Origin of the sequence: Pseudomonas sp. TE3-3-F2023 (assembly GCF_036784815.1) — a bacterium.
Taxonomy (GTDB): domain Bacteria; phylum Pseudomonadota; class Gammaproteobacteria; order Pseudomonadales; family Pseudomonadaceae; genus Aquipseudomonas; species Aquipseudomonas pudica.
On the sequence record NZ_CP145113.1, the window covers coordinates 5,201,417 to 5,224,349 of the forward strand.

Consider the following 22,933-nt stretch of genomic DNA (forward strand, 5'->3'; position numbering starts at 1 on the left):
GCCCAACGACGGGGCGATTTTCCTGAGGAAGGCTGGCGGATTTCCGCCCGGTGGCGGGATTTGTACAGGGGCATTGGCGGGAATCCGCCCATTGCGGTTTGCCGGTACAGGCTACAAATCAATCCAGGTGGAAAGTGATTTTGAACGCCGCGCCGCCCAGGGGCGAATCCCCCAGGCTTAGCTCGGCGTCATAGCTGTCGACGATATCCTTGACCACCGCCAGCCCGATCCCCTGCCCCGGGTGCTGGCTGTCCAGCCGCTCCCCACGCTCCAGAATCCGCTCACGCTGGTCCGCCGGCACCCCCGGCCCGTCGTCCTCGATGCACAAGGTCAACCGCCCAGGCGCCTGCTCCAGGCTCACGCGCACCTGGCCCAGGCTCAGGCGGTAGGCGTTCTCCAGCAGGTTGCCCAGCAGCTCCAGCAACGCGCCCTGCTCCATCGGCACCTGCGCCTCATCGGGCAGTTGCAGCGTCACGTCCACCCGCTTGTCTCGGTACACCTTGGCCAAGGTGCTGCACAGGCTGTCGAGCAACGGCCGCAGCAACACACTATGGCGTACCAGGCCGCTCTTGCGCAGGCTGGCGCGCTGCAGCTGGTAGTCGATCTGCTGGCTCATGCGCTCGATCTGGCTCTGCAGCACACGTGCCTGCTCGCGCTCGCCGCTACGCTGCTGCAGACTTTCGCCCACCCCCTGCAATACCGCCAGCGGCGTCTTCAGGCTGTGCGCCAGGTCATCGAGCGAATCACGGTAGCGCTGACGCTGCTCGCGCTCGCTGCGTAACAGGCGGTTCAGCGAACCGGTCAGGCGCAGCAGCTCCCGTGGGTGTTCGCGGCTCAGGCCGTCGCGCACACCCGACTCCACGTCGTCCAGCTCGCGGCTGAGCCGGCGCAACGAACGCAGGCCCCAGGTCAAACCGGCCCACAGCAGCACCAGCAGCGCCAGCAAGGCCGCGCCAAAGCCCAGATAGAGCTTTTCGCGCAGGCCATCGAGGGTGTGCTGGTATTCGCGCACAGGTTGCAGGGCAACGATGCTGTAGGCGGCGCTCTGGCCACCCAGCAGCTTTATCTCGACGTCATAGACGAAGAACTCTTCGCCATCGGCCTGATGAATGCGGGCGAATTCGTTGCCACGGCCGTCGTAGCGCGGGCGGTAGTTGATGTTCTGCGCGGCGGTGGCACGCGACTGCCAGACCAGCTTGCCGTCGCGGTCGAAGATATAGCCGAGCAGGCCGGTGTACGGCAGGTTGTAACGCTCGTCCGGCAGCAGCGTCGGCATCTGCAGTTGGCCGTGTTCGATGCGCGCAGCGGAAATCAGCGTGGTCACATCCGAGGCCAGGCGTTGTTCGATCGACTCCTGCAGGGCCAGGCTGAAGGCTTTCTGCAAGGCCGGTAGCAGCGCCAGCATGAACAGCAGCGCCAGCACTGCGGCCGCCAGCATCAGGCGCACCCGCAGCGAACGGATCATCGACAGCGCTCGGTGAACAGGTAGCCCAGGCCGCGCACGGTGTCGATCGGCTTGAAGCCGTGCTCGCCCTCGAGCTTGCGCCGCAGGCGGCCGACCAGCACTTCGATGACATTGGGGTCGCGTTCCTCGTCACCCGGGTACAGCTGCTCCATCAGGCGGTCCTTGGCCACCACCTGCTGGTGATGGCGCATGAGGTATTCGAGGATGCGGTATTCGTAGGCAGTCAGGGCCAGGGGCTGCTCGTCCAGCGTCGCCTGCTTGCGATTCAGGTCCAGCACCAGCGGGCCGGCGGCGATGGTCGACTGGGTGAAGCCGCTGGAGCGGCGCAGCAGGGCGTTCAGGCGTGCCTCGAGTTCTTCGAACTGGAACGGCTTCACCAGATAGTCGTCGGCACCGGCGGCCAGGCCCTCGACCTTGTCCTGCCAGTTGCCGCGAGCGGTGAGGATGAGAATGGGGAAGGTCTTGTCCTGGCTGCGCAGGCGCGTGATCAGTTCCAGCCCGCTGATGCCGGGCAGGCCCAGGTCGATGATGGCCAGGTCGAAGTGGTACTGCCCGGCCTGGTACAGCGCCTCCTCGGCATCGGCGACCGCCTCGACCACATGGCCGCTTTCGCCCAGGCGGGTGTAGAGGTGATGGCGAAGCAGGGCTTCGTCCTCGACCACCAGCAGTTTCATGTGCAGCTCCTTGATATGTATTGCCTGTACCGGCCTCTTCGCGGGCACGCCCGCTCCTACAGGGATCGCACAGGTTCCAAGGCTCGTGCAGTCCCTGTGGGAGCGGGCGTGCCCGCGAAAGGGCCGGTACAGGATAACCCGGCTCGCCCGTCAGAACCTGTAGCTTGCAGCCAGGTAGGTCTGCGCGCTGCTGGTCAGGCGCAGGGTGCCGTCCTTCGGCCCGCCGTGCGCCCCCACTTCGGTGGCGGCGTTGGTACGCAGGTAACGGTAGCCCAGTTCCACCGAAGCCTTGTCGGTGATGTCCTGGATCACACCGGCCTGCAGGCCATACGCGTAACCGTAGTCGGTATCCCGGCTGGCACCCGGCGAGTCCTGGGTAAGCTTGGTCACGCCCAGGCTGCCACCGCCAAACAGCTTGGTGGTGTCACCTACCGGCAGGAACAGGTCGTAGCTGCCCAGCAGGTTCTCCTGGCGCAGCTTCAGGCCGCTGTGGTCGCCCGAGACGTTGTCGTAAGTCATGTAGTAGCGGCCCTGATCATTGATCTTGCCCACGCGCACGCCCCAGGTGTCGTCCTTGCCGATGATGCCATCGGCGTTGAGGTGGTCGGTGTTGCGCTGCAGCAGGCCGGACTTGCGAACCTTGTCGCTGGTCTGGCCGTAGGTCAGGCTGGCAAAGTTGTCGTCAGCGGCCTGGGCGGTGGTGATGCCAGCGGCGCAGACGGCCATGGCGGCAAGCAGGGTGTTGAAGGTTTTCATGGCTGGATACTCCAGTTGAGTGCGCTGTTTCGGTCTGGAAGCTAGAGTAAGCAGGGCACCCTGAACCGCGACTGAACCCTGGCTGAACCCCGGCTGAACGAACCGTTTGCAGAACAAGGAGTAGTGACCATGCGTGCCCTGCTGGCCTTGACCCTGATGTGCTGCGCCGCCCTCGCCCAAGCGGCGGTACAAACCCGCGAGATCCCCTACCAGGACGCCGACGGCAACCGCCTGGTCGGCTACTACGCCTATGACGATGCTATCGAAGGCAAGCGCCCCGGCATTGTCGTGGTGCATGAGTGGTGGGGGTTGAACGACTACGTCAAGCGCCGCGCCCGCGAGCTTGCGGCGCTGGGCTACAACGCGCTGGCCATCGACATGTATGGCGACGGCAAGCAAACCGAACACCCTGCCGACGCCAAGGCGTTCATGGCAGAGGCGATGAAAGACCCCAAGGCCGCGGAGCGGCGCTTCGATGCTGGCCTGGAGCTGCTGAAGCTGCAGCCGAACACCAACAAGCATCAGTTGGGCGCGGTGGGTTATTGCTTCGGCGGCAAGGTGGTGCTGGATGCCGCACGCCGCGGCGAAAAGCTCGATGGCGTGGTGAGCTTCCATGGCGCACTGGCCACCCAGACCCCGGCCAGGCCTGGGGTGGTACGCGCGGAGATCCTGGTCGAGCACGGCGCGGCAGACAGCATGATTACCTCGCAGCAAGTGGAGGCGTTCAAGGCCGAGATGGATGCAGCCAAGGTCAACTATGAGTTGGTCAGTATCGAAGGAGCCAAGCATGGTTTTACCAACCCGGATGCAGACCGGCTGAGCCATGGCGAGCATGGTGGGCCGGATATCGGCTACAACAAGGCGGCGGACGAGAGTTCCTGGGCGGACATGCAGGCGTTCTTCAAGAAGGTGTTCAAGTAAACAACGCGAGGGGCCGCTTTGCGGCCCCTGCGATCCGATCTCCCACAGCGTCGCCTCGGCTGGCACAATAGCCCCATGAACACACTTCCCGCCTGCTGCGCCCCGCTCCAGCATCACTGGCCCCTGCCCCGCCCACTGCCCGGCGCGGTGCTGGTCAGTTGCAACTTCGACCATGCCCGCCTGGCACCCGACGACTTCCAGCGCGCCAGCGTCGTGCCGGGCGCCAGCCTGCAGCGTTCGGTGCCCAAGCGCCAGGCCGAGTACCTTGCTGGCCGGGTGTGTGCCCGGGCCGCGTTGCAGCGCCTGGACGGCCGTGACTACGTGCCCGGCACCCACGAGGACCGTTCACCCATCTGGCCCGCCGGCATCCACGGCTCGATCACCCACGGCAAAGGCTGGGCCGCCGCCGTGGTCGCCGCCGAGGGTAGTTGCCAGGGCCTGGGCCTGGATCAGGAAGCATTGCTGGATGACCAGCGTGCCGAGCGGCTGATGGGTGAAATCCTCACCCCACCCGAACTCGAGCGCCTGGACCGCCGCCAGCTCGGCCTTGCCGTCACCCTGACCTTCTCGCTGAAGGAAAGCCTGTTCAAGACGCTCTACCCGCTGACGCGCCAGCGCTTCTACTTCGAGCACGCCGAAGTGCTGGGCTGGTCTGCCGAAGGCCTGGCCCGCCTGCGCCTGCTCACCGACCTGTCGCCGCAGTGGCGGCATGGCGCCGAACTGCAGGGCCAGTTCTGCCTGCAGGACGGCCACTTGCTCAGCCTGGTCAGCGTCTGACCGTCACAACGGTGCCTGCTGCCGCGGCCAGTTCAGGCTGAAGCAGGCACCACCCAGCGCGACGCTGCGCCCCACCGTGGCCCGGCCCGCGTGCCAGTAGATGATCCGCCGCACGATAGACAAGCCCAGGCCATGCCCGCCCGAGGCGCGGGTACGGCTGTCGTCGAGGCGGGTGAACGGTGTGAAGATTCGATCCCAGACACCCTCGGGAATGCCCGGGCCGTCATCCTCTACATCGATGCGGCAGCGTTGTTGCCCCAACTGGTAGCTCAGGCGCACCTCGGCCTCGGCGTGGCGCATGGCGTTGCCTACCAGGTTCTGCAGGGCCCGGTGCAGGTAGCGCGGCTCGGCTTCGACCCAGGCGCCTTCGCCCTCGGCACCCTGGCACTCACCGCGCACCACCCGTACCTCGGCACGCAGCGGCGCAAGCTCTTCGATCACCCGGTCGAGCAAGGCATCCAGGTCGATCCGCTCGAACTTCAGCGCCGGTGCGCCCTGCTCCAGGCGGGCATAGGTGAGCATCTCGTCGACCAGCTTGTCGAGGTCCTGGATATCCCCGTCCATACCCGCCAGGTGCTTGGCCCGGGCCTGCTCGGTGGTGGCACTTTCGATCATCTCCAGGCCAAAGCGCAGGCGTGCCACCGGCGTGCGCAGCTCGTGGGAAACCGCCCGCACCAGCTCGCGTTGCATGGTCAGCGAGCGCTGCAGGTGTTCGGCCATGCCGTTGAAGGCCGCGGCCAGGCGCCCCACCGAGTCGGCATCGCCAGCCGGCACGCGGGTGTCCAGGCTGCCCTGGGCGATGCGCGTTGCAGCAATCTCCAGGCCCGACACGCGTCGCTCCAGTTGGCGCACCAGCAGGTAGACCACCAGGCCGATCAGGCACAGGCCAAGAAAGGTGATCAGAATCAGCAACTGCGGCGGATACGGGTTGAGCTGGTACAGCGGGCCGATTTCCAGCACCCAGGGCGAACCAGCCAGCCCGGCGAACACGCGGATCGAGTCACCATCCTTGCCCAGGGCCATGACCGTGTCGCCCTCCTCGACCCGGCGCCGCTGGTCATCGTCCAGGCTCACCCGCTCGATGCGCTGCAGGGCCACACCAAAGCCAAAGCCCTTTTCTTTCTTGATCTGCGCCAGGCGCTGCTGTTGTTCAGTCACCGGGTAGCGCACCAGTTCGTCAGCCAGCAGATAGAGCGTGGCCCGCGCCAGTTGCTCGCTGATCTGTTTGATCTGCGCTACCAGCATCAGGTCTTCCTGGCCGACCTTGCGCAGCACCTGGGCCGCATGGGGGCCGGTCTTCTCGACCACCACCAGGCCGCGGTACAGGCGCGCCCGCTGGCCGCCATCGAGCGTGCGCGCGGTCATCGGTTGCAACGCCAGCGGCACGCCAAGCAGGCGCTCCCAGATCAGCAGAGAGCGCTTGCGCTCGGTGTCGTTCTGCAGCGCCAGGTTGTCGGCCATCAGGCTGAAGGTACCCTGGGCCAGGCCCTCGCGGTGCTGGGCGGCACGCACTTCGTTGACCAGGTGCAGGCTGAGCCCGCCAAGCAGGGCCACCAGCACCAGCACGGCCAGCATGCCGCCATAGATGCGCAGGAAGATCGAGTTGTTCATGGGGCCTCGCCGACGAACAGATAGCCCTTGCTGCGCAGGGTCTTGATCAGCCTTGGCTGGAGCGGGTCGTCGCCGATCTTGGGGCGGATCCTGGAGATGCGTATGTCGATGGAGCGGTCCTGGCCGTCGTAGCCGACGCCACGCAGAGCAGTGAAGATCTGCTCGCGCGTCAGCACCCGCCCGGCGTTGCTGGCCAACAGCCAGAGCAGGTCGAATTCGGCGCCGGTCAGCTCGATCAGCTGTTCACCCAGATGCGCCTCGCGCAGGCGATTGTCGATGCGCAGCGCGCCGAAGGCCAGGTCCTGGCGCTTGCTGTCTGGTGCTTCGCTGCGGCGCAGCAGGGCGTGGATGCGTGCCAGCAGCAGGCGTGGGCGTACGGGTTTGCAGACGTAGTCGTCGGCGCCCAGGTCCAGGCCCTGGACCTGGTCGAGTTCATCGCTGCGGGCGGTCAGCATGAGGATCGGGCCGGGGTACTGGCTGCGCACCCGGCGGCAGATGCTCAGGCCGTCCTCGCCGGGCAGCATCAGGTCGAGAATGACCAGGTCGGGCTGGCTGTCGACGATGCGCCGCGCGGCGCGGGCGCCATCGGCCTCGACGCTGACTTCGTAGCCGTTGGCCTGCAGGTACTCGGCGGTGAGCTCGGCCAGGCGCTGGTCGTCTTCGACGATGAGGATGCGAGGTGCGAGGTGGTCCATGGCTTTGCCTATGTTTGTTGTTTTTCTATGGCCTGCGCCGGCCTTTTCGCGGGTGAACCCGCTCCCACAAGGACCGCACCGCTTTCTACCCCTGTGCAGTACCTGTGGGAGCGGGTTCACCCGCGAAAGGGCCAGCACAGGCAACATAACCCTTTAACCAAAAAGCAACATCCCCTCGGAATACTACGGCTGCTATCCGGCACTGCCAACCTGCCAGCAGCCCCTCGACTGAACCGTTTTTTGTGATAGGGTTCGCGCCCGAAAAATTCTGCCCCGGGGCAGCAAGGCGCAGAAAAATACTGCAAACCACTTGGCACAAGGCCTACAGCGAATACCCACCATTCACTCACAAAGTACGCACAAGTTATCCACAGGCGCTCGCCTTGCAAAGCCCCCGATACCGCATTATCTTGTATCCCGATCGCAGCGAACCACTAGATATAGGGGTTCGTGCAAAATCACACATAAAAGTCAACCCGCAAAATCAAGCGATTTTTTCGGGTGAACTTCAAGTGATTCCAGCAGCCAAACCGCTCCTGCGGAGGCGACCGAGGCAAGCCCTTGCAGGGCCTTGTTCGGGTATGGGTGTTACAGGCCAGGCCTGGTACCCATCAGCAACAGTTTTTGGGCCCGGCCCAGAACCTTTGACTTCGGCCAGGGAGCGGCGAGCCAATTGCCCTTATTCCTGAGTCTGTCCCGAAGTTGGTACGCCCGCGCGGGCGGATGCGCATGCATTGCCCATCCCCGCCAGGCCATCGAGCAAGTGGACGGAACGGTGGGCGCCCAAAAGGCGCCTGAACAATATAGAAACTGTGGAGACACCCACTCATGCAAACCGACACAACTCGCGAGAACCCGCAGGCCAAGGTGCCGCAGGCCGCCGATTCCAACCAGGATCTGGCCGCCACCGCTCCCGGCCAACTGCGTGTGATCAAGCGTAACGGCACTGTCGTCCCCTACACCGACGACAAGATCACCGTGGCCATCACCAAGGCGTTCCTCGCAGTTGAAGGCGGCACCGCCGCCGCTTCGTCGCGCATCCACGACACCGTCGCGCGCCTGACCGAGCAGGTCACCGCCACGTTCAAGCGTCGCATGCCATCGGGTGGCACCATCCACATCGAAGAAATCCAGGACCAGGTCGAACTGGCCCTGATGCGCGCCGGCGAGCAGAAGGTCGCCCGTGACTACGTGATCTACCGCGAGCAGCGCGCCAAGGAGCGTGCCACCCGCGTCAACACCGAGTCCGTGGTCGAGCCGCACCCAAGCATCCGCATCACCCTGGCCGACGGCAGCCTGGCGCCGCTCGACATGGCCCGCCTGAACACCATCATCAGCGAAGCCTGCGAAGGCCTGGCCGAGGTCGATGGCGACCTGATCCAGCGCGACACCCTGAAGAACCTGTACGACGGCGTGGCCATCAAGGACGTCAACACCGCCCTGGTGATGACCGCCCGTACCCTGGTCGAGCGCGAGCCGAACTACTCGTTCGTGACCGCCCGCCTGCTGATGGACACCCTGCGCGCCGAAGGCCTGGGCTTCCTGAACGTGGCCGAGAGCGCCACCCACCACGAAATGGCCGACCTGTACGCCAAGGCCCTGCCGGCCTACATCGACAAAGGCGTCGAGTTCGAGCTGCTGGACCCGGCCCTGAAAGGCTACGACCTGGACCGCCTGGGCAAGGCCATCGACCACGAGCGTGACCAGCAATTCACCTACCTGGGCCTGCAGACCCTGTACGACCGCTACTTCATCCACAAGGATGGCGTGCGCTTCGAGCTGCCACAGGTGTTCTTCATGCGTGTGGCCATGGGCCTGGCACTGGCAGAAAAAGACAAGGAAGCCCGCGCGATCGAGTTCTACAACCTGTTGTCGTCCTTCGACTACATGGCCTCGACCCCGACCCTGTTCAACGCCGGCACCCTGCGCCCGCAGCTGTCCAGCTGCTACCTGACCACCGTGCCGGACGACCTGTCGGGCATCTACCACGCGATCCACGACAACGCCATGCTGTCGAAATTCGCCGGTGGCCTGGGCAACGACTGGACCCCTGTGCGTGCACTGGGCTCCTACATCAAGGGCACCAACGGCAAGTCGCAGGGCGTGGTTCCGTTCCTGAAAGTGGTCAACGACACCGCCGTTGCCGTCAACCAGGGTGGCAAGCGCAAGGGCGCCGTGTGTGCCTACCTGGAAACCTGGCACCTGGACATCGAAGAATTCATCGAGCTGCGCAAGAACACCGGTGATGACCGTCGTCGTACCCACGACATGAACACCGCCAACTGGATCCCTGACCTGTTCATGAAGCGTGTCTTCGATGACGGCAAGTGGACCCTGTTCTCGCCTTCGGAAGTGCCAGACCTGCACGACCTGACCGGCAAGGCCTTCGAAGAGCGCTACGAGTACTACGAAGCCCTGACCGAGTACAACAAGATCAAGGTGTTCAAGACCATCCAGGCCAAAGACCTGTGGCGCAAGATGCTGTCGATGCTGTTCGAGACCGGCCACCCGTGGCTGACCTTCAAGGACCCGTGCAACCTGCGTTCGCCGCAGCAGCACGTGGGCGTGGTCCACAGCTCGAACCTGTGCACCGAGATCACCCTGAACACCAACAAGGACGAGATCGCGGTCTGCAACCTGGGCTCGATCAACCTGCCGAACCACATCGTCGACGGCAAGCTGGACACCGCCAAGCTGCAACGCACCGTGAACACCGCCGTGCGCATGCTCGACAACGTGATCGACATCAACTACTACTCGGTGCCGCAAGCGCGTAACTCGAACTTCAAGCACCGCCCGGTCGGCCTGGGCATCATGGGCTTCCAGGATGCGCTGTACCTGCAGCACATTCCGTACGGCTCCGATGCTGCCGTCGAGTTCGCCGACAAGTCGATGGAAGCGGTCAGCTTCTACGCCATCCAGGCGTCCTGCGACCTGGCCGACGAGCGCGGTGCGTACGAGACCTTCCAGGGTTCGCTGTGGTCCAAGGGCATCCTGCCGCTGGATTCGCAACAGATCCTGATCGAGGCCCGTGGCGCCAAGTACATCGACGTCAACCTGGAAGAGTCCCTGGACTGGGCCCCGGTGCGCGAACGCGTCAAGAAAGGTATTCGTAACTCGAACATCATGGCCATCGCGCCGACCGCGACCATCGCCAATATCACCGGCGTGTCGCAGTCCATCGAGCCGACCTACCAGAACCTGTACGTGAAATCGAACCTGTCGGGCGAGTTCACCGTGATCAACCCGTACCTGGTCCGCGACCTGAAGGCCCGTGGCCTGTGGGACTCGGTAATGATCAACGACCTGAAGTACTACGACGGTTCGGTGCAGCAGATCGAGCGTATTCCGCAAGAGCTGAAGGACCTGTACGCCACCGCGTTCGAAGTCGAGACCAAGTGGATCGTCGATGCCGCCTCGCGTCGCCAGAAGTGGATCGACCAGGCCCAGTCGCTGAACCTGTACATCGCCGGCGCCTCGGGCAAGAAGCTGGACGTCACCTACCGCATGGCCTGGTACCGTGGTCTGAAGACCACCTACTACCTCCGTGCCCTGGCCGCGACCAGCACCGAGAAGTCGACCATCAACACCGGCAAGCTCAACGCCGTTTCCAGCGGTGGCGACAGCGCCCCGGTCCAGGCAGCGGGCCCAGCGCCAGTGCCGAAGGCCTGCGCGATCGACGAGCCGGATTGCGAAGCCTGCCAGTAAGGCTTGGCTGAGGCTTCCCCCGGGAAGCCTCTTTTCCGTGTAGCCACACGGAACCCTGTGGGAGCGGGTTTACCCGCGAAGAGGCCGGCACTGCCGCCTCCCGCCCCACAGCCAAACACAATAGGCCCGGGCGCCAAAGCCCAGGCCAGCCCCTCAAAGGGCACTCAGATTTGCGTGCACTGCTGTACCCCATCCGGGGCCAAAGCAACGCAACCAAGATCCACCGGCCATACTTCACAGATGGCCCTCAAGCAGGAGAATCTCACCATGCTGAGCTGGGACGAATTCGATAAAGAAGACGGCGAAGTAGCCGCCAAAGGCAACACCCCTGCGCAGGCCGCTGCCGCCGCCACCCTCGACAAGCTCGACAGCGCCGGTGGTGCCGCCGCCCTGGAAGCCCGTGCCGCCACCGCCGACGACTCCGACGCCGTCAAGCGCGCCAAGGCTGCCCTGAACGACCTCGACATCGCCGAAGGCCTGGCCGAGCTGGAAGGCTCCAGCGCCCGCGTGCGTGTTGACGAAAAGCGCATGATCAACTGCCGCGCCGACCTCAACCAGCTGGTACCGTTCAAGTACGACTGGGCCTGGCAGAAGTACCTGGACGGCTGCGCCAACCACTGGATGCCGCAAGAGGTCAACATGACCGCCGACATCGCCCTGTGGAAGAGCATGGACGGCCTGACCGAAGACGAGCGCCGTATCGTCATGCGCAACCTCGGCTTCTTCTCCACCGCCGACTCGCTGGTAGCCAACAACCTGGCCCTGGCCGTGTACCGCCTGATCACCAACCCGGAGTGCCGCCAGTACATCCTGCGCCAGGCCTTCGAAGAGGCGATCCACACCCACGCCTACCAGTACTGCATCGAGTCGCTGGGCATGGATGAAGGCGAGATCTTCAACATGTACCACGAGATCCCGTCGGTAGCGAAGAAAGCCGCCTGGGGCCTGAAGTACACCCGCGCCATCTCCGACCCGGAATTCAACACCGGCACCGTCGAAACCGACAAAGAGCTGCTGCGCAACCTGATCGCCTACTACTGCGTACTGGAAGGCATCTTCTTCTACTGCGGCTTCACCCAGATCCTGTCCATGGGCCGCCGCAACAAGATGACCGGCGTGGCCGAGCAGTTCCAGTACATCCTGCGTGACGAGTCGATGCACCTGAACTTCGGTATCGACGTGATCAACCAGATCAAGATCGAGAACCCGCACCTGTGGGACGCGGCGATGAAGGAAGAAGCGACCCAGATGATCCTGCAAGGGACCCAGCTGGAGATCGAATACGCCCGTGACACCATGCCACGCGGCGTGCTGGGCATGAACGCAGCGATGATGGAAGACTACCTCAAGTTTATCGCCAACCGTCGCCTGACCCAGATTGGCCTGAAGGAAGAGTACCCAGGGACTACCAATCCGTTCCCTTGGATGAGCGAGATCATGGACTTGAAGAAAGAGAAAAACTTCTTCGAGACCCGCGTGATCGAGTATCAGACTGGTGGGGCGTTGAGCTGGGATTGATATCCGAGCGAGCATAGAGAAGGCTGCCGATTGGCAGCCTTTTTTATTGGCAGGAAAAAAGCCGAAGAGGAAGCTTCCTACAAGGTTCTCATTGTGACTTTTGTATCGTCGCCATAACGTCTGTCGGCGCTTAAGAACGCTCACGCAGCGGTATTCCGTTCCCGTTAGCAGCGGCTTTCCAAATCAGGATGGCCAAGATGGACAGTTTCAATACACCTACCCTCTTCACCCGCCACAACCGCCCCCTCCACACCCTCTGGCTCGAATCCCAAGCCTGGTTCTGCGCCCACGAACTTGGCCGGCTGAGTGGTCACTTCTATGACGAACACCGCATGCGCAAGCTCGACCCGGATCAGTACCGCTCCGTGCAGTTGCTGCGCTATGGCAAGTACCAGGAAACCACGATGGTCAGCGAATCCGGGGCCTATACCTTGTTGGCGCATCACCATGTACCGGAGAACCGGCATTTGCGCTGGTGGCTGACGCATGAGGTAGTGGCGGTGCTGCGTGATCGGCAGGCGGACGGGGTGGAGGATGTTCCGCGACTGGGGCAGATGTGCTGGCCTGGGGGGCGGAGCACGACGTTGTTGTATTGGCAGAGTGAGCCTTGGGTGAGGATGAGGGATATGCCGGTGGTGCTGGCTGGGGAAGTGCAACAGCTGCCGCCAGTAGAGAAGCCGAAGTTGAGTTGGCGGGAGTGTGCGCAGCGGGCGCTGCGGTTGCATGGGGTTTAAGCGGCGGGTTTGCCTGGGCGGGCCTCTTCGCGGGTGAACCCGCTCCCACAGGTACTGCGCTGGCTTCGGGTTAACGCTGCACCTGTGGGAGCGGCCATGGCCGCGAACACCGGCGCAGCCGGTGCCAGGCACCGCGTCGCCTGATTCGCGGGCTTGCCCGCTCCCACAGGTACTGCGCTGGCTTCGGATTAACGCTGTACCTGTGGGAGCGGTCGTGGCCGCGAACACCGGCGCAGCCGGTGCCATGCACCGCGTCGCCTGCTTCGCGGGCTTGCCCGCTCCCACAGGTACTGCGCTGGCTTCGGGATCACGCTGTACCTGTGGGAGCGGCTTTAGCCGCGAACACCGGCGCAGCCGGTGCCATACACCGCGTTGCCCGCTCCCCACAAATGCCGGTGACATCCACAGCTAGTTCATTTGCTTGCTACAACCACCACTGCCCTGCTACTTCCCCTCCCCAACCGGCTCCACCCGCTGCACCACGATCTGCATATGGGTCGCCATGTCAGTCAGTATCACTTCCCCCTCCTTGTACTCCGGGGTGATCATCAGCGAGCGGATAAAATGCTCGTTGCCGCCCTCGCGCTTTTGCACGTTCTCGAACGCCACGATGATCGTGTCGTTGCGCCAGTTGCTGATGTCGAAACCGCCCGCAGCAACGAACTCACTAATGTCGCGCTCGTCGTCGAAGACATTGGCAGGCAGGATCAGCAAGCGGTCCTTGAGAAACACTTCATAGTACTGACGTGGCCCCACCGGCCAGTTGTGCGCCACCACGTGCTCGATGCGCCAGTGATGGACATTGTTCTCATAAACCACCACGCGCTCGACCTTGTGCCCGTTGCACGCAGCAAGCAATGGCAACAGCAAACCAGCGAACCCGATACGCATGCAGCGCAAATTCATCCAGAAGCCTCGTCACATCAGCGAAAACACATTACTTGGCAGCTTTCGCCGCCTGGCGGTTGGCCCTGCGCGTCTCCCGGTAGCCGAGCAGGCGCGCGCGCATTTCCCGGTAGCGCTGGGTATTGATGACCAGCAAGGCCAGCAGCCCGAACAGCAGAACCGAGACGTAACCGCCCATGTGCGGCCGGTAGCCGTAGCTGGGCAACGCGGCCAATACCGCCAGCCCGTTCAGCCCGATCAGCCCCCACAGGCCCCAAGCGTAGCCACGCACCAGGGCGATATGCGAAGCAGCGCTCACCATCCCTGCCAGCGCCAACGCCAGTACCGACAGCGACCGGTCCGGGCTGCGCAGATAAGTGGAGAACACCAGCGAAACACAGCCGCCAATGGCAAAGCAGGACAGCATGAACTCGGCGATGAATATGCCGAAATAGCGGGAAAGAAATGCTTGCAGCTCCTGGCCATGGGTCATTCGTCAATTTCCTCGTAAAGCCCCACGGCAACCGATTGCACGAAGCTACTGCTGCCAAAGCCCGACAAGCCGCCTATCGAGTCTTTGATCAAGGTACGCGTGGCATGCTGAATTTCGGTAGGGGTAAAGCGTTTGATCGCAGTACCCGCCGCTTGCTTCAACTTGAGCTGCTTGGCGGTGAGCGACGGATGCTTGATGAGCAGAAGCTCCTCGGCCAGCGCCTTGCGTTGCTGCCGCGACAGGCTATGGAACAGCTCCCTCCAGCCCTTGCCGGTCGCCGCTTTGCGAGCCTGCAGGAACCGCACGGTGTTCAGGCTCGATGCGCCCACACCTGCCAGCGCGACGCCGTCCAGTATGCTCATCACGGTCTGGACCGTGTCGTTACTGTCGAGCCAGTCGTTCTGCCCTGGGTCGAACACTTCGTTGAACACTCGGTACCCGCCCATCATGCACTGCCCGGTACCCGCAGCCGCGGCGGCATAACCGACCGCCGTCAACACCATGCTGGCGCCGCCAGTGAACGGTACGGCAATGGTGCCACTGAACATGACGACCCAACCAAGGTAGGCCGAGAGGCAACCCAAACTGGCGTTCACGGCCTCTGCCATCACCTTGCGCTCACGCGCGCCGGTTTGCAGCTGGGTCATGAACTGTTCAGGCGACTTGTAAGGTGCTGCCTCCTGCAGAATCACACGCTTGGGCGCAATGCTGCAGATAGGCTTGAATTCGCGCAGGACGATCACGTTGTACTCGGCATCGATATAGACAACACCAGCACCCACGATACCCGGGTCGGCATCGATGGCCCTGAACAGCTTCTGCTGGTCGACGGTCAACAACAGCCGCTGACGGGCCATTTGCTGCCGATAGCCGCCCAGGGCGCCGGACATCAGATCAGTCACGACAACTCTCCTTGAATCGTAAAGCCGCTGCGCCGGCTCACGCACGGCCCAGGCAGGTCAGGCGACCTGCGCGAGGGCTGCACGTGCACCAGCGCGAGCGCAACGGTGCGTGGATTACACGTTCGGGCAAGGCACCGGCGCCCAGTCACCCATGTCGGGGCTGCGGCACATCTTGTTGACCTGGTCGACGCCGGCATTGGCCACCTGTTGGGCCTCGGCTTTCTTGGTAGTAGCCTTCTGCAGGGTCTTCTCGGTGGCGACAGCCTCTTGCGGCACGTTCTTGTTCACCTTGACGGCCTGGGTCTTCTTCTTGCCAGTGGTGGTCTTCGGCGGCTCAGCCACGGTTGCCACATCGGTACGAGCCACACCGACCTGCTTGAGGTCCTGCTCGTAGGCCTGGGTGTAATTGTCGAGGTTTTCCGCAACACGGCCATTGACGGTGGCCAACAGCTTGTTCGACTCCTGCAGGCCCGAGACGATCTCGGCCAGGCGCTTGCGCCCTTCGGTGTCGTTGATGCGGTTGGCCTTGCGGCCGTCGATCAGGCTGGTGAACTCACGCTGGTAGCAGCTCTGCGAAGCCTTGGCATAGGCCGTGGTGCGGTCCAGGTCGGCAGCGCTCTTGTCGATGTCGGTGGCGTACGAGGCAATGCGCTGCTTGTCGTCACTGATCTGCTTCTGGCGCTCGGTGTAGTAACCGGCCGCACCGCCCACCAGGGCACCACCCGCCGCACCGATGGCGGCGTTGCGGCCGCGGTTGTCGCCATCGACCAGGGCGCCGGTCAAGGCACCGCCGAGGGCCCCGATGACGGCGCCTGTGGCAACCGAGCGGGTCATGTCACCGTCGGTGGAGCGCAGGTGCTGCACAGGCTCGTAGCAGCTCGGGTAGTACTCGACCTTGGTCGTGGCACCAACCTTGGATACCGGGGAGCTGGAGCAGCCCGCCAGCAGCACGGTGCTGAAACCGGCAGCGAGCAGCAGGGCGGAACGGGCATGGGTAGCCGTGAAGATGGTCTTGGACATGTCACTTTCTCACGTGGGGTGGTTAAAACGGGGGGCTTCATGCCGCCCCGCGGTTGCGTCAGGCAGAAGCCACTACGAAGGCCGCGCGGCGGCCGATGCCAGGAGCTCCTTGAGGATCGTCGCCGGGTCGGCCCGCCGGTTCTGGCGGTACTCCCCAACGTGGCGAACGAACAGGGTCGCGCGGCTTACCAGGCTCTTGCCCAGGACCGGCTTGCGGTTGAGTTCTTCCTTTACCCGCTGGAACTGCGCCTGGATCACCGCGTCGGTGTAGCGCGTACCACTGGCCAGGTTGTCGATGTAGATCGCCACGGCGCCATCGAGGGCGGCGCGGCCGTTGGCGATGGCTGCGGCATACATGCTCACGGTGGTCTGGTCGCCACGCGCCTTCGCCTCGGCCTGGGTGTTGCGCAGGTTGGTCAGGCGAATGTTGTAGTTGTTGATGGTCTCGGCCACCAGCGCGGCAGACTGGATCAGGTTGCCGGCAGCTTCTTCGCGCTGGCGGCCGATCAGCGAAACGCTGCGCTTGAGTTCTTCGTTGACCAGCCCCAGCTCGGCCTGCTGGCGCGGGTCGGCGGTGGCGGCGATGATGCTGTCCAGGCGCTTGGTCGGGTCCTGTACGGCGTCGATATCGTCGGTCAGGCTGGCCAGGCGCCCTTCCTTCTGCCACTGCTCGAACAGTTCCTGGTAACGCGAACGGGGTGCCGACAAGGCGCCGATGGCCACCCGGAAGCCCGTGGTCTCGTTGCGCTGCTCGGTACCGTCAGCGCCGAACAACGGGTACTCGCGGCGCATGCCGGTAAACAGCGTGCCCTCGCCTTCCAGGTAGTTGCCGCCCTTGACCACAAAGCCGCCATAGGCGCCTTGCAAGCGGCCGGCATGCACCAGCTGGAACGACTCCTGAACCATTTCGGCGGCATTGCCGATCACATCGAACAGCCCCAGCGGGTTCGGCAGCCGGGTACCGATCGGCATCAGGCGTGCGGCCTGCCCGGTGCCGCCAGCCACCTGGTTGAACACCGCCCAGTCGCCGAGCGGCCCGTCGCTGTCACTGCCCTGGACCTTGCGCGGGAACAGCCGCCCTTCCAGCTCCTGTCGGCTGACCGCAGAGCCACCACGGGCAGCGAACTCCCACTCCACTTCAGTGGGCAGGCGCACGAAACCGACCCCGCCGTCCTCGGCCTTGCTGCCCCGGCCACTGACCGGCAGCAGGTCGCGGTGATGCTTGAGCAACCAGGCGCTATACACCGCGGCAAAGCGCTCGGCCTCGAAGCGCGACAGCTTGACCTTGGGCAGGCGCCCGGCCGCCGTGGTATCGGGCTGGCAGGCCGGCGGCGCCTCGCTGCTGGCCAGCGACTGGGCCTGAGCCATCACCTGGGCGTACTGCCGGGCGCTGACCTCGTACTTGCCAATGAAATACATCATCGGCTTGAGCGGGCCAGCTTGGTCGAGTTCGGGCAGGTTGGGGGCGACGGCCTTCTGCCAGGCGGGCGAAAGGTCCTGGAGGCTGAACTGGCCATTGATGAAGTCACGCCGATAACCGGAAATGAACGACTGCTGGTAGCCGGCCTCACCCTCGCTGAACGGGTAGCCGAGGTTGACCTCGCGGTCGTCCAGGCTGCCCTGGGCCAGCACATAGACGCTACGCAGCACCAGTTCGCCGCCGCATGGCAGCGGCAGGCTGACGTCGCCTGGCAAAGGCTTGGGGTTGTCCAGCTTGCTGGTGTCGACCGGCTGTGCCGGGGCGCTGGCGGCAGCGGCGTTGGCCGGCTTGGCCGACTTGGCAGGCGGCTCGTCGGTACCCGGCGAACAGGCCGCCAGGCCCAGCGTTGTCAGAAGCAGGGCCGCAGCCCCGAGGCGAAGTTCAGACATCACGGATTCCTTGACTGGCATCGATGCGCGTCACCCGCCAGCCGCCCAGGGCAGCAGCGGCTGTGCTGGCCAGCAGCACCGCAGACAACGCAACGAAGTAATGCATGGGCAACAGATGGCTGGCGTATTCGCCTGGCACCTGCGTGAAAATCCGGTTAAGGCCCTGCTCGGCCAGCAGGTACAGAGCGGCGGCAACTGCGGCCGCCAGCACGCCGCTGTACAGCGCCTGCAGCACCACGAACAGCAGCAGCGCGGCCGTGCCGAACCCCAGCAGGCGCAGCACCGCCAGCTCACGCTGCTTGCGCTGTACCGCCGCCACCGCGCCAGCGGCGACGGCTGCCACGGCACCGGCCACGGCCAGGCTGGTGATGATCCAGAACAGCAGGTCCAGGTTGCGGCTCAGGGCCTGCACCTGGGCGATCTGCGCAGCCTGGGTCGATACCAGCCACCTGCGTTCGGCAAAATAGGTGCGCAACGTCTCGACATCAGCCAGCCCACGGGCATACAGGCGAAACGCCGGGTATATCCGCTGCGCATCAGTGCCTGCGCCCTCACCCGGCCAGCCCAGCGCCGGCACGCCGCGCCCGTCGCGGTAGTCTTCGACCGCTTCGAGCAGGGCCAGGGAAGCAAACAGGCCATCGCGCTCGAACGCCGTCAACGGCAGCACGGCGGCTACCTGCAGGCGCGTCTGGCGCCATTGCACCTGGCCGGCCTGCTGCCGGCTGAAGCTGGCCTGCAGCTCATCACCGGCAGCGGCACCGAGCTTCTCGGCAGCGGTAAAGCTCAGTACCACCTGCTGCAAGCCCTGCGGCGGTGGCACCTGTTGCAACAAAGGGTCACCGGCAGCGGTCGGCAGCATCTCGACGGTTACCGCACGCCCCTTGGCAGGCAGCAGCAGCTCTGCAGTGGCGGCGATCTGCCGGGTCCGCGCGATGGCGAAGGCGACGTCCGGGCGCTGCCCCAGGGCATCGATGAAATCGGCACGGAAACGGCCACCGCCCAAGGGAATGATCTCGCGTACGCTCGGGTCGCGTTGCAGGCGCTCGGTCAGGCTGCCGACCAGGCCGAACTTGAGCCCGAACAGCACCAGCAACGGCGCGATCACCGCGACCAGCGCCAGCACGCTGCACGCCGACAGCCGCGCATCGTTGCGGTAGTCCTGCCAGGCCAGGCCGGCGATCAGCCACGGGCGCATCAGACGGCCTGCGCCAAGGTGGCGGTGACGCCGCCGTCGGCATCGCGCCGGCAGGCCATGCGCAGCACGCTCAACCCGGCCCGGCGCGCCAGCGCTTCGTCATGGGTGGCGAGCACACAGGTCACCTGGCGCGCCTGTGCTTCGCGCAGCAGCAACTGCATGACCCGCTCGGCGTTCACCGGGTCCAGCGCCGCGGTAGGCTCGTCGGCCAGCAACAAGGCCGGCGCATGCGCCAGAGCCCGGGCGCAGCTGACCCGCTGACGTTGCCCCAGCGACAACGCGGCGGGCTTCTTGGCCAGCTGGTCATGCACATCCAGCGCCTCGGCCAGGCGTTCGACGCTGCCGTCCTCGCCCAGCCCCAACAGCTGCCGTGGCAGGCGGATATTGCCACGCACATCGAGGAAACCGAGCAACCCACCGGCCTGCAGCACATAGCCCAGCTGGCGGCTGCGCAGCGCCGCCAACTGATCGAGGCGGCGCTGGCGCCACAGGCCAGCCACATCGGTGCCGGCGAAGACGAAGCCCTCGGCGGCATCCGGCGCCAGCACCAGCGCCAGCAGGTCGAGCAAGGTACTCTTGCCGCAGCCGCTGGGGCCGACCAGCGCCACCCGTGCCCCTGCAGCCAGCTGCAGCCGGTCGATCTGCAGGCTGTAGCGCTGGGCCCCCTGGCCGCGCGTCTTGCGCACCGCGTGCAGGCTGATCATCACGGCAACGTCGACAGCGGTACACGGTACAGGGCATCGCCCGGCTCGGCCTTGCCGAAGCGCACCCAGTTGGCCATGTCGTTGTGGAAGGTTTCGTACAGGCGGATCTTCGAGTCCAGTTCGTCGATGAAATCCTCCTGTTCGGCCACCGACAGCGACAGCCACAGGTCCTCGGTCATGCTCAGGGACTTGCTGCGGTACGGCAGGCCTTCGAGGTATTCGCCCAGTACCCCGCCCTGGGCCAGGTTTGCGCCCTTGCGCAGGGCGCCCGGGTCGCGGCTCATGTAGGCGCTCGCGCTGGCGATCTCGTTGAAGAAATCACCCGGCGAACTGCGGGTCTTGCGCGCGGCGTCGACGATCAGCTTCAGCGACTGCTGCAGGTCATTGAGTTGCAGCTTGGTCAGCATCACGCACACCTGCAGGCTCGGCAACGCCGGGTTGGCCAGGTCATGGTCGGCGGCCCAGGCGCTGACCAGTTGCGGCGCCTGGCTGGCGCCGTTACGGCCGAGGAAGTCCATGTGCATGGCATAACCGATTGCCTGGGACTTCGCCGCCAGGCTCGCGCCCGAACCCAATTGGGGCAACGGCTGTGGCTGTTGTTCACGCACCTGGTGCACCAGTTCGGCGAACGTCGAGCCGATCTCGCGCACGCGCTCGCCAAAGGCGCCCACATCGCCGCCCGGCACCCCCACGTACAGGTCACCGATCTGTGGGTTGCTGTCGGCAGTGAGTACGCGGTACTGGCTTTCCGCAGCGCCATGGTTTTTCGCGCCGGCCGGGGTACGCAGGTGCAGGGCGTAGATCCTGATCTGCTTGCTCAACGCAGCCTGGCGAACCTCGGCCTCGTTCATCTGTGTGCTGCTGTAAGGGTCGTTCTTGCGCAGGGCACCGGCATCGCTGACCAGCAGGACGATGCGCCCGCCATAGCCCGACCAGTCCATGCCCTCCACGGCCTGCATCACGCCGGCAAAGGCATCTTCGTTGAACGAATGGCTGGAGACGCTGGTGGCTTTGACCTGCGCGGCAGCCTTGAGGAAGCGCGCCGGATCGCGGCCCTCCTCCAGGCTGACCAGGGTCTTGCTCAGGTAGTCCAGGCCCGGGGTGCGCTTGACGCTGTTGCGAAAGCCCACCAGGCCGAAGCTGACGTTGTCCAGCTCGCCCTGGGCAGCCAGTTGCGCCTGCAGTTCGCTGACCACCTGGCGCACGCGGTCGATGTAGGGCTGCATCGACACGGACGTGTCGACCACCAGGACGATGCCGGTACGGAAGCGGTTGTCCGTCGCCACGGCCGCACCAGCAGCCGTGGCCGCCTGGCCGCGAACGCTGCTGCCGGGGTCGATGGAGGCGACGTTGAGCAACTGCACCGGCTGGCCGTCGGCGCCGAAGCTTTCGCGGTAGTCGAAGATCGGCATCAGGTAGAACTGGTTCTGCGGCACCGCGCTGGCGGCCGGCTCCAGGGCCAGCACCTGAGGCACCTGATCGGGCTCGTTCTGCGCCTTGAGCAGGTCGGCACGGGCCTTGCCGGTGTCATCGAGCAGCTGCTGCAGGTCGTCGGCCTGGCGCATGAACATCACCGGTGAACGGCCGGAACGCTCGGTGAACTTCAGTACCAGGCTTTGCTTCCAGTCGCTGGTCTGTGCAGCCGGCAACCAGCCGTCGCGCTGGCCGCTGCTGGAGGCGCCCACTTCCAGCCATGGCTGGCCATCGATGTCCTTGCGCTGGTACACGTACAGTACCGAGAACGCCGGCAGTGGCTCACCCGCGCTGTCACCGGGCCGTGCCCGCAATTGCGCTTCGGGCTTGGTCAGCACGCGTTGGAACAGGGTTTTCTTGCCCGGCATCAGCAAAGGCCGGCCGTCTTCGCTGGCAGCTGGCGGCGGAGTGGTTGCCGTAAGCGGATCGCTCGCGGTTTGCACCACCGGTGGCTGCGCAGCCGGTTGGTCGCTGCCACTACGCAACCAGAAGAAGGTCGCGCCCAGGCCCAGCGCCGCGGCGATGGCCACGGCCAGCAAGGCCTTGGCCGGCATGCCCGAGGCTGGTTTCGGCGGCGCAGCAGGCCCGGACCGCGACGGCTGCGTTGCAGGCGCGGGTGAGGCGACCGGCTCGGCCGCGACCTGCGGAATATCGATGGATACCGGCGTCAGCCCGCCAAGGTCGGCCTTGCCCGGCATCGCGACCGGCAAAGGCCGGATCACCGTGGTGTCCTGGTCATCGGCAGGCAAGCGGTCGAGTGCAGCCAGCAACGCGTCGGCATCGGCAAAGCGGTGATCAGGGTCCTTGGCCAGCAGCTTGCGCAGGATGTCCTGGTAGCGCCCGTGCTCGATGGGCAGCTCCGGCAGGGGCTCGGTCAGGTGGGCCAGTGCGGTCGACAACGCATCGGTGCCACGGTAGGGCAGCTCGCCGACAAGGATCTCGTACAGCACCACCCCAAGCGCATACAGGTCGGCGCGGCCATCGATGTCCATGCCCCGCGCCTGCTCCGGGCTCATGTAGCTCGGGGTGCCGACGGCGAAGCCAGCCTGGGTGAACTGGGTGCGGTCATCCAGCGACTTGGCGATGCCGAAGTCCGAGAGCACTGCCGTGCCGTCGGCGCGGAACAGGATGTTGGCCGGTTTCACGTCGCGGTGCACCAACCCCTGGCCGTGGGCATAACCCAGCGCCTGGGCGATCTGCCGCACGTACAGCAAGCCCTGCTCGGGGGCAAGCCCGGCGGCGATGCGCTCCTTGAGGGTCCCGCTGGGCAGGTACTCCATGGCCATGTAGTACAGCTCGCCGACGTTGCCGATGTCATGGATGGTGGCGATGTGCGGGTGCGCCAGCCGCGCCAAGGTGCGCCCTTCGCGCAGGAAGCGCTCGCAGAAGGTGGGGTCGGCGGCAAGGCTCGCGGCCATCACCTTCAGCGCCACCTTGCGCTGCAGCGAGCGCTGGGTGGCCAGATAGACACTGGCCATGGCGCCCTGGCCAATCTCGCTGTCGATGTCGAATCCGGGAATCTGCATGTTCGGT

18 protein-coding genes are annotated in these 22,933 nt (G+C 64.9%); 5 read left to right on the plus strand and 13 right to left on the minus strand.

The features are described 5' to 3' along the window. Positions 1–118 precede the first annotated feature (118 nt). The 3 genes from V3314_RS23880 to V3314_RS23890 form a co-directional block, all read right to left on the minus strand. Positions 119–1,465 (minus strand): ATP-binding protein, encoded by a 1,347-nt coding sequence (locus V3314_RS23880; RefSeq protein WP_046616222.1) that lies wholly within the window; start codon positions 1,463–1,465, stop codon positions 119–121. Beyond that, the gene (locus tag V3314_RS23885) at positions 1,462–2,139 is read right to left on the minus strand and encodes a response regulator (protein ID WP_025340281.1); all 678 of its coding nucleotides are present in this window, start codon (positions 2,137–2,139) and stop codon (positions 1,462–1,464) included. Before V3314_RS23885 ends, V3314_RS23880 begins: the two co-directional genes overlap by 4 nt. Before the next feature lie 150 nt (positions 2,140–2,289). Beyond that, positions 2,290–2,895 carry an outer membrane beta-barrel protein gene (locus V3314_RS23890; protein ID WP_046616223.1) on the minus strand — a complete coding sequence of 202 codons (606 nt, stop codon included), beginning with the start codon at positions 2,893–2,895 and terminating at the stop codon, positions 2,290–2,292. Between the two features lie 129 nt (positions 2,896–3,024). On the opposite strand from V3314_RS23890, the gene V3314_RS23895 reads away from it, so the two are divergent. Together V3314_RS23895 and V3314_RS23900 are read left to right on the plus strand one after the other, a co-directional pair. Next, positions 3,025–3,816 carry a dienelactone hydrolase family protein gene (locus tag V3314_RS23895; protein WP_046616224.1) on the plus strand — a complete coding sequence of 264 codons (792 nt, stop codon included), beginning with the start codon at positions 3,025–3,027 and terminating at the stop codon, positions 3,814–3,816. Between the two features lie 75 nt (positions 3,817–3,891). Continuing rightward, positions 3,892–4,593: a 4'-phosphopantetheinyl transferase superfamily protein gene (locus V3314_RS23900; RefSeq protein WP_338459720.1), complete on the plus strand. Its 702-nt coding sequence runs from the start codon at positions 3,892–3,894 to the stop codon at positions 4,591–4,593. A 3-nt stretch (positions 4,594–4,596) separates the two neighbouring features. Here the strand turns inward: V3314_RS23900 and V3314_RS23905 are convergent, their stop codons facing one another. Further along, the gene (locus V3314_RS23905; RefSeq protein WP_153671174.1) at positions 4,597–6,204 is read right to left on the minus strand and encodes an ATP-binding protein; all 1,608 of its coding nucleotides are present in this window, start codon (positions 6,202–6,204) and stop codon (positions 4,597–4,599) included. Beyond that, positions 6,201–6,899, minus strand: coding sequence for a response regulator transcription factor (locus tag V3314_RS23910; protein ID WP_108481163.1), 699 nt, complete (start codon positions 6,897–6,899; stop codon positions 6,201–6,203). Before V3314_RS23910 ends, V3314_RS23905 begins: the two co-directional genes overlap by 4 nt. An 828-nt stretch (positions 6,900–7,727) precedes the next feature. Between V3314_RS23910 and V3314_RS23915 the strand changes: the two genes are divergently transcribed. The 3 genes from V3314_RS23915 to V3314_RS23925 all read left to right on the plus strand — a co-directional run bounded on the left by V3314_RS23915 (position 7,728) and on the right by V3314_RS23925 (position 12,859). Continuing rightward, positions 7,728–10,607 (plus strand): ribonucleoside-diphosphate reductase subunit alpha, encoded by a 2,880-nt coding sequence (locus V3314_RS23915; RefSeq protein ID WP_046616228.1) that lies wholly within the window; start codon positions 7,728–7,730, stop codon positions 10,605–10,607. Positions 10,608–10,874: 267 nt separating this feature from the next. Next, a complete protein-coding gene (locus V3314_RS23920; RefSeq protein WP_015271500.1) occupies positions 10,875–12,125 on the plus strand; it encodes a ribonucleotide-diphosphate reductase subunit beta in 1,251 nt (416 codons plus the stop codon). A 197-nt stretch (positions 12,126–12,322) separates the two neighbouring features. Continuing rightward, positions 12,323–12,859 (plus strand): Bro-N domain-containing protein, encoded by a 537-nt coding sequence (locus V3314_RS23925; protein ID WP_338459722.1) that lies wholly within the window; start codon positions 12,323–12,325, stop codon positions 12,857–12,859. A gap of 444 nt (positions 12,860–13,303) precedes the next feature. On the opposite strand, the gene V3314_RS23930 is transcribed toward V3314_RS23925, so the two are convergent. The 8 genes from V3314_RS23930 to V3314_RS23965 all read right to left on the minus strand — a co-directional run bounded on the left by V3314_RS23930 (position 13,304) and on the right by V3314_RS23965 (position 22,926). Next, entirely contained in the window at positions 13,304–13,765 is a 462-nt protein-coding gene (locus V3314_RS23930) for a hypothetical protein (protein ID WP_046616230.1), read from the minus strand. Positions 13,766–13,796: 31 nt separating this feature from the next. After that, complete coding sequence (locus V3314_RS23935; RefSeq protein WP_046616231.1) at positions 13,797–14,237, minus strand: hypothetical protein; 441 nt, start codon at positions 14,235–14,237, stop codon at positions 13,797–13,799. Beyond that, positions 14,234–15,127, minus strand: coding sequence for a hypothetical protein (locus V3314_RS23940; protein WP_046616259.1), 894 nt, complete (start codon positions 15,125–15,127; stop codon positions 14,234–14,236). Before V3314_RS23940 ends, V3314_RS23935 begins: the two co-directional genes overlap by 4 nt. Positions 15,128–15,253: 126 nt before the next feature. Next, entirely contained in the window at positions 15,254–16,159 is a 906-nt protein-coding gene (gene tagQ / locus V3314_RS23945; protein WP_046616232.1) for a type VI secretion system-associated lipoprotein TagQ, read from the minus strand. 72 nt (positions 16,160–16,231) lie between these two features. After that, complete coding sequence (locus V3314_RS23950) at positions 16,232–18,028, minus strand: SUMF1/EgtB/PvdO family nonheme iron enzyme (RefSeq protein WP_338459723.1); 1,797 nt, start codon at positions 18,026–18,028, stop codon at positions 16,232–16,234. Continuing rightward, positions 18,021–19,223: an FtsX-like permease family protein gene (locus V3314_RS23955; RefSeq protein WP_085600969.1), complete on the minus strand. Its 1,203-nt coding sequence runs from the start codon at positions 19,221–19,223 to the stop codon at positions 18,021–18,023. Before V3314_RS23955 ends, V3314_RS23950 begins: the two co-directional genes overlap by 8 nt. Next, on the minus strand, positions 19,223–19,927 hold the full coding sequence (locus V3314_RS23960; RefSeq protein ID WP_085600968.1) for an ATP-binding cassette domain-containing protein: 705 nt from the start codon (positions 19,925–19,927) through the stop codon (positions 19,223–19,225). Before V3314_RS23960 ends, V3314_RS23955 begins: the two co-directional genes overlap by 1 nt. Beyond that, a complete protein-coding gene (locus tag V3314_RS23965; RefSeq protein ID WP_196188648.1) occupies positions 19,927–22,926 on the minus strand; it encodes a serine/threonine-protein kinase in 3,000 nt (999 codons plus the stop codon). The genes V3314_RS23960 and V3314_RS23965 overlap by 1 nt, the downstream gene beginning before the upstream one ends. Positions 22,927–22,933: the final 7 nt, after the last annotated feature.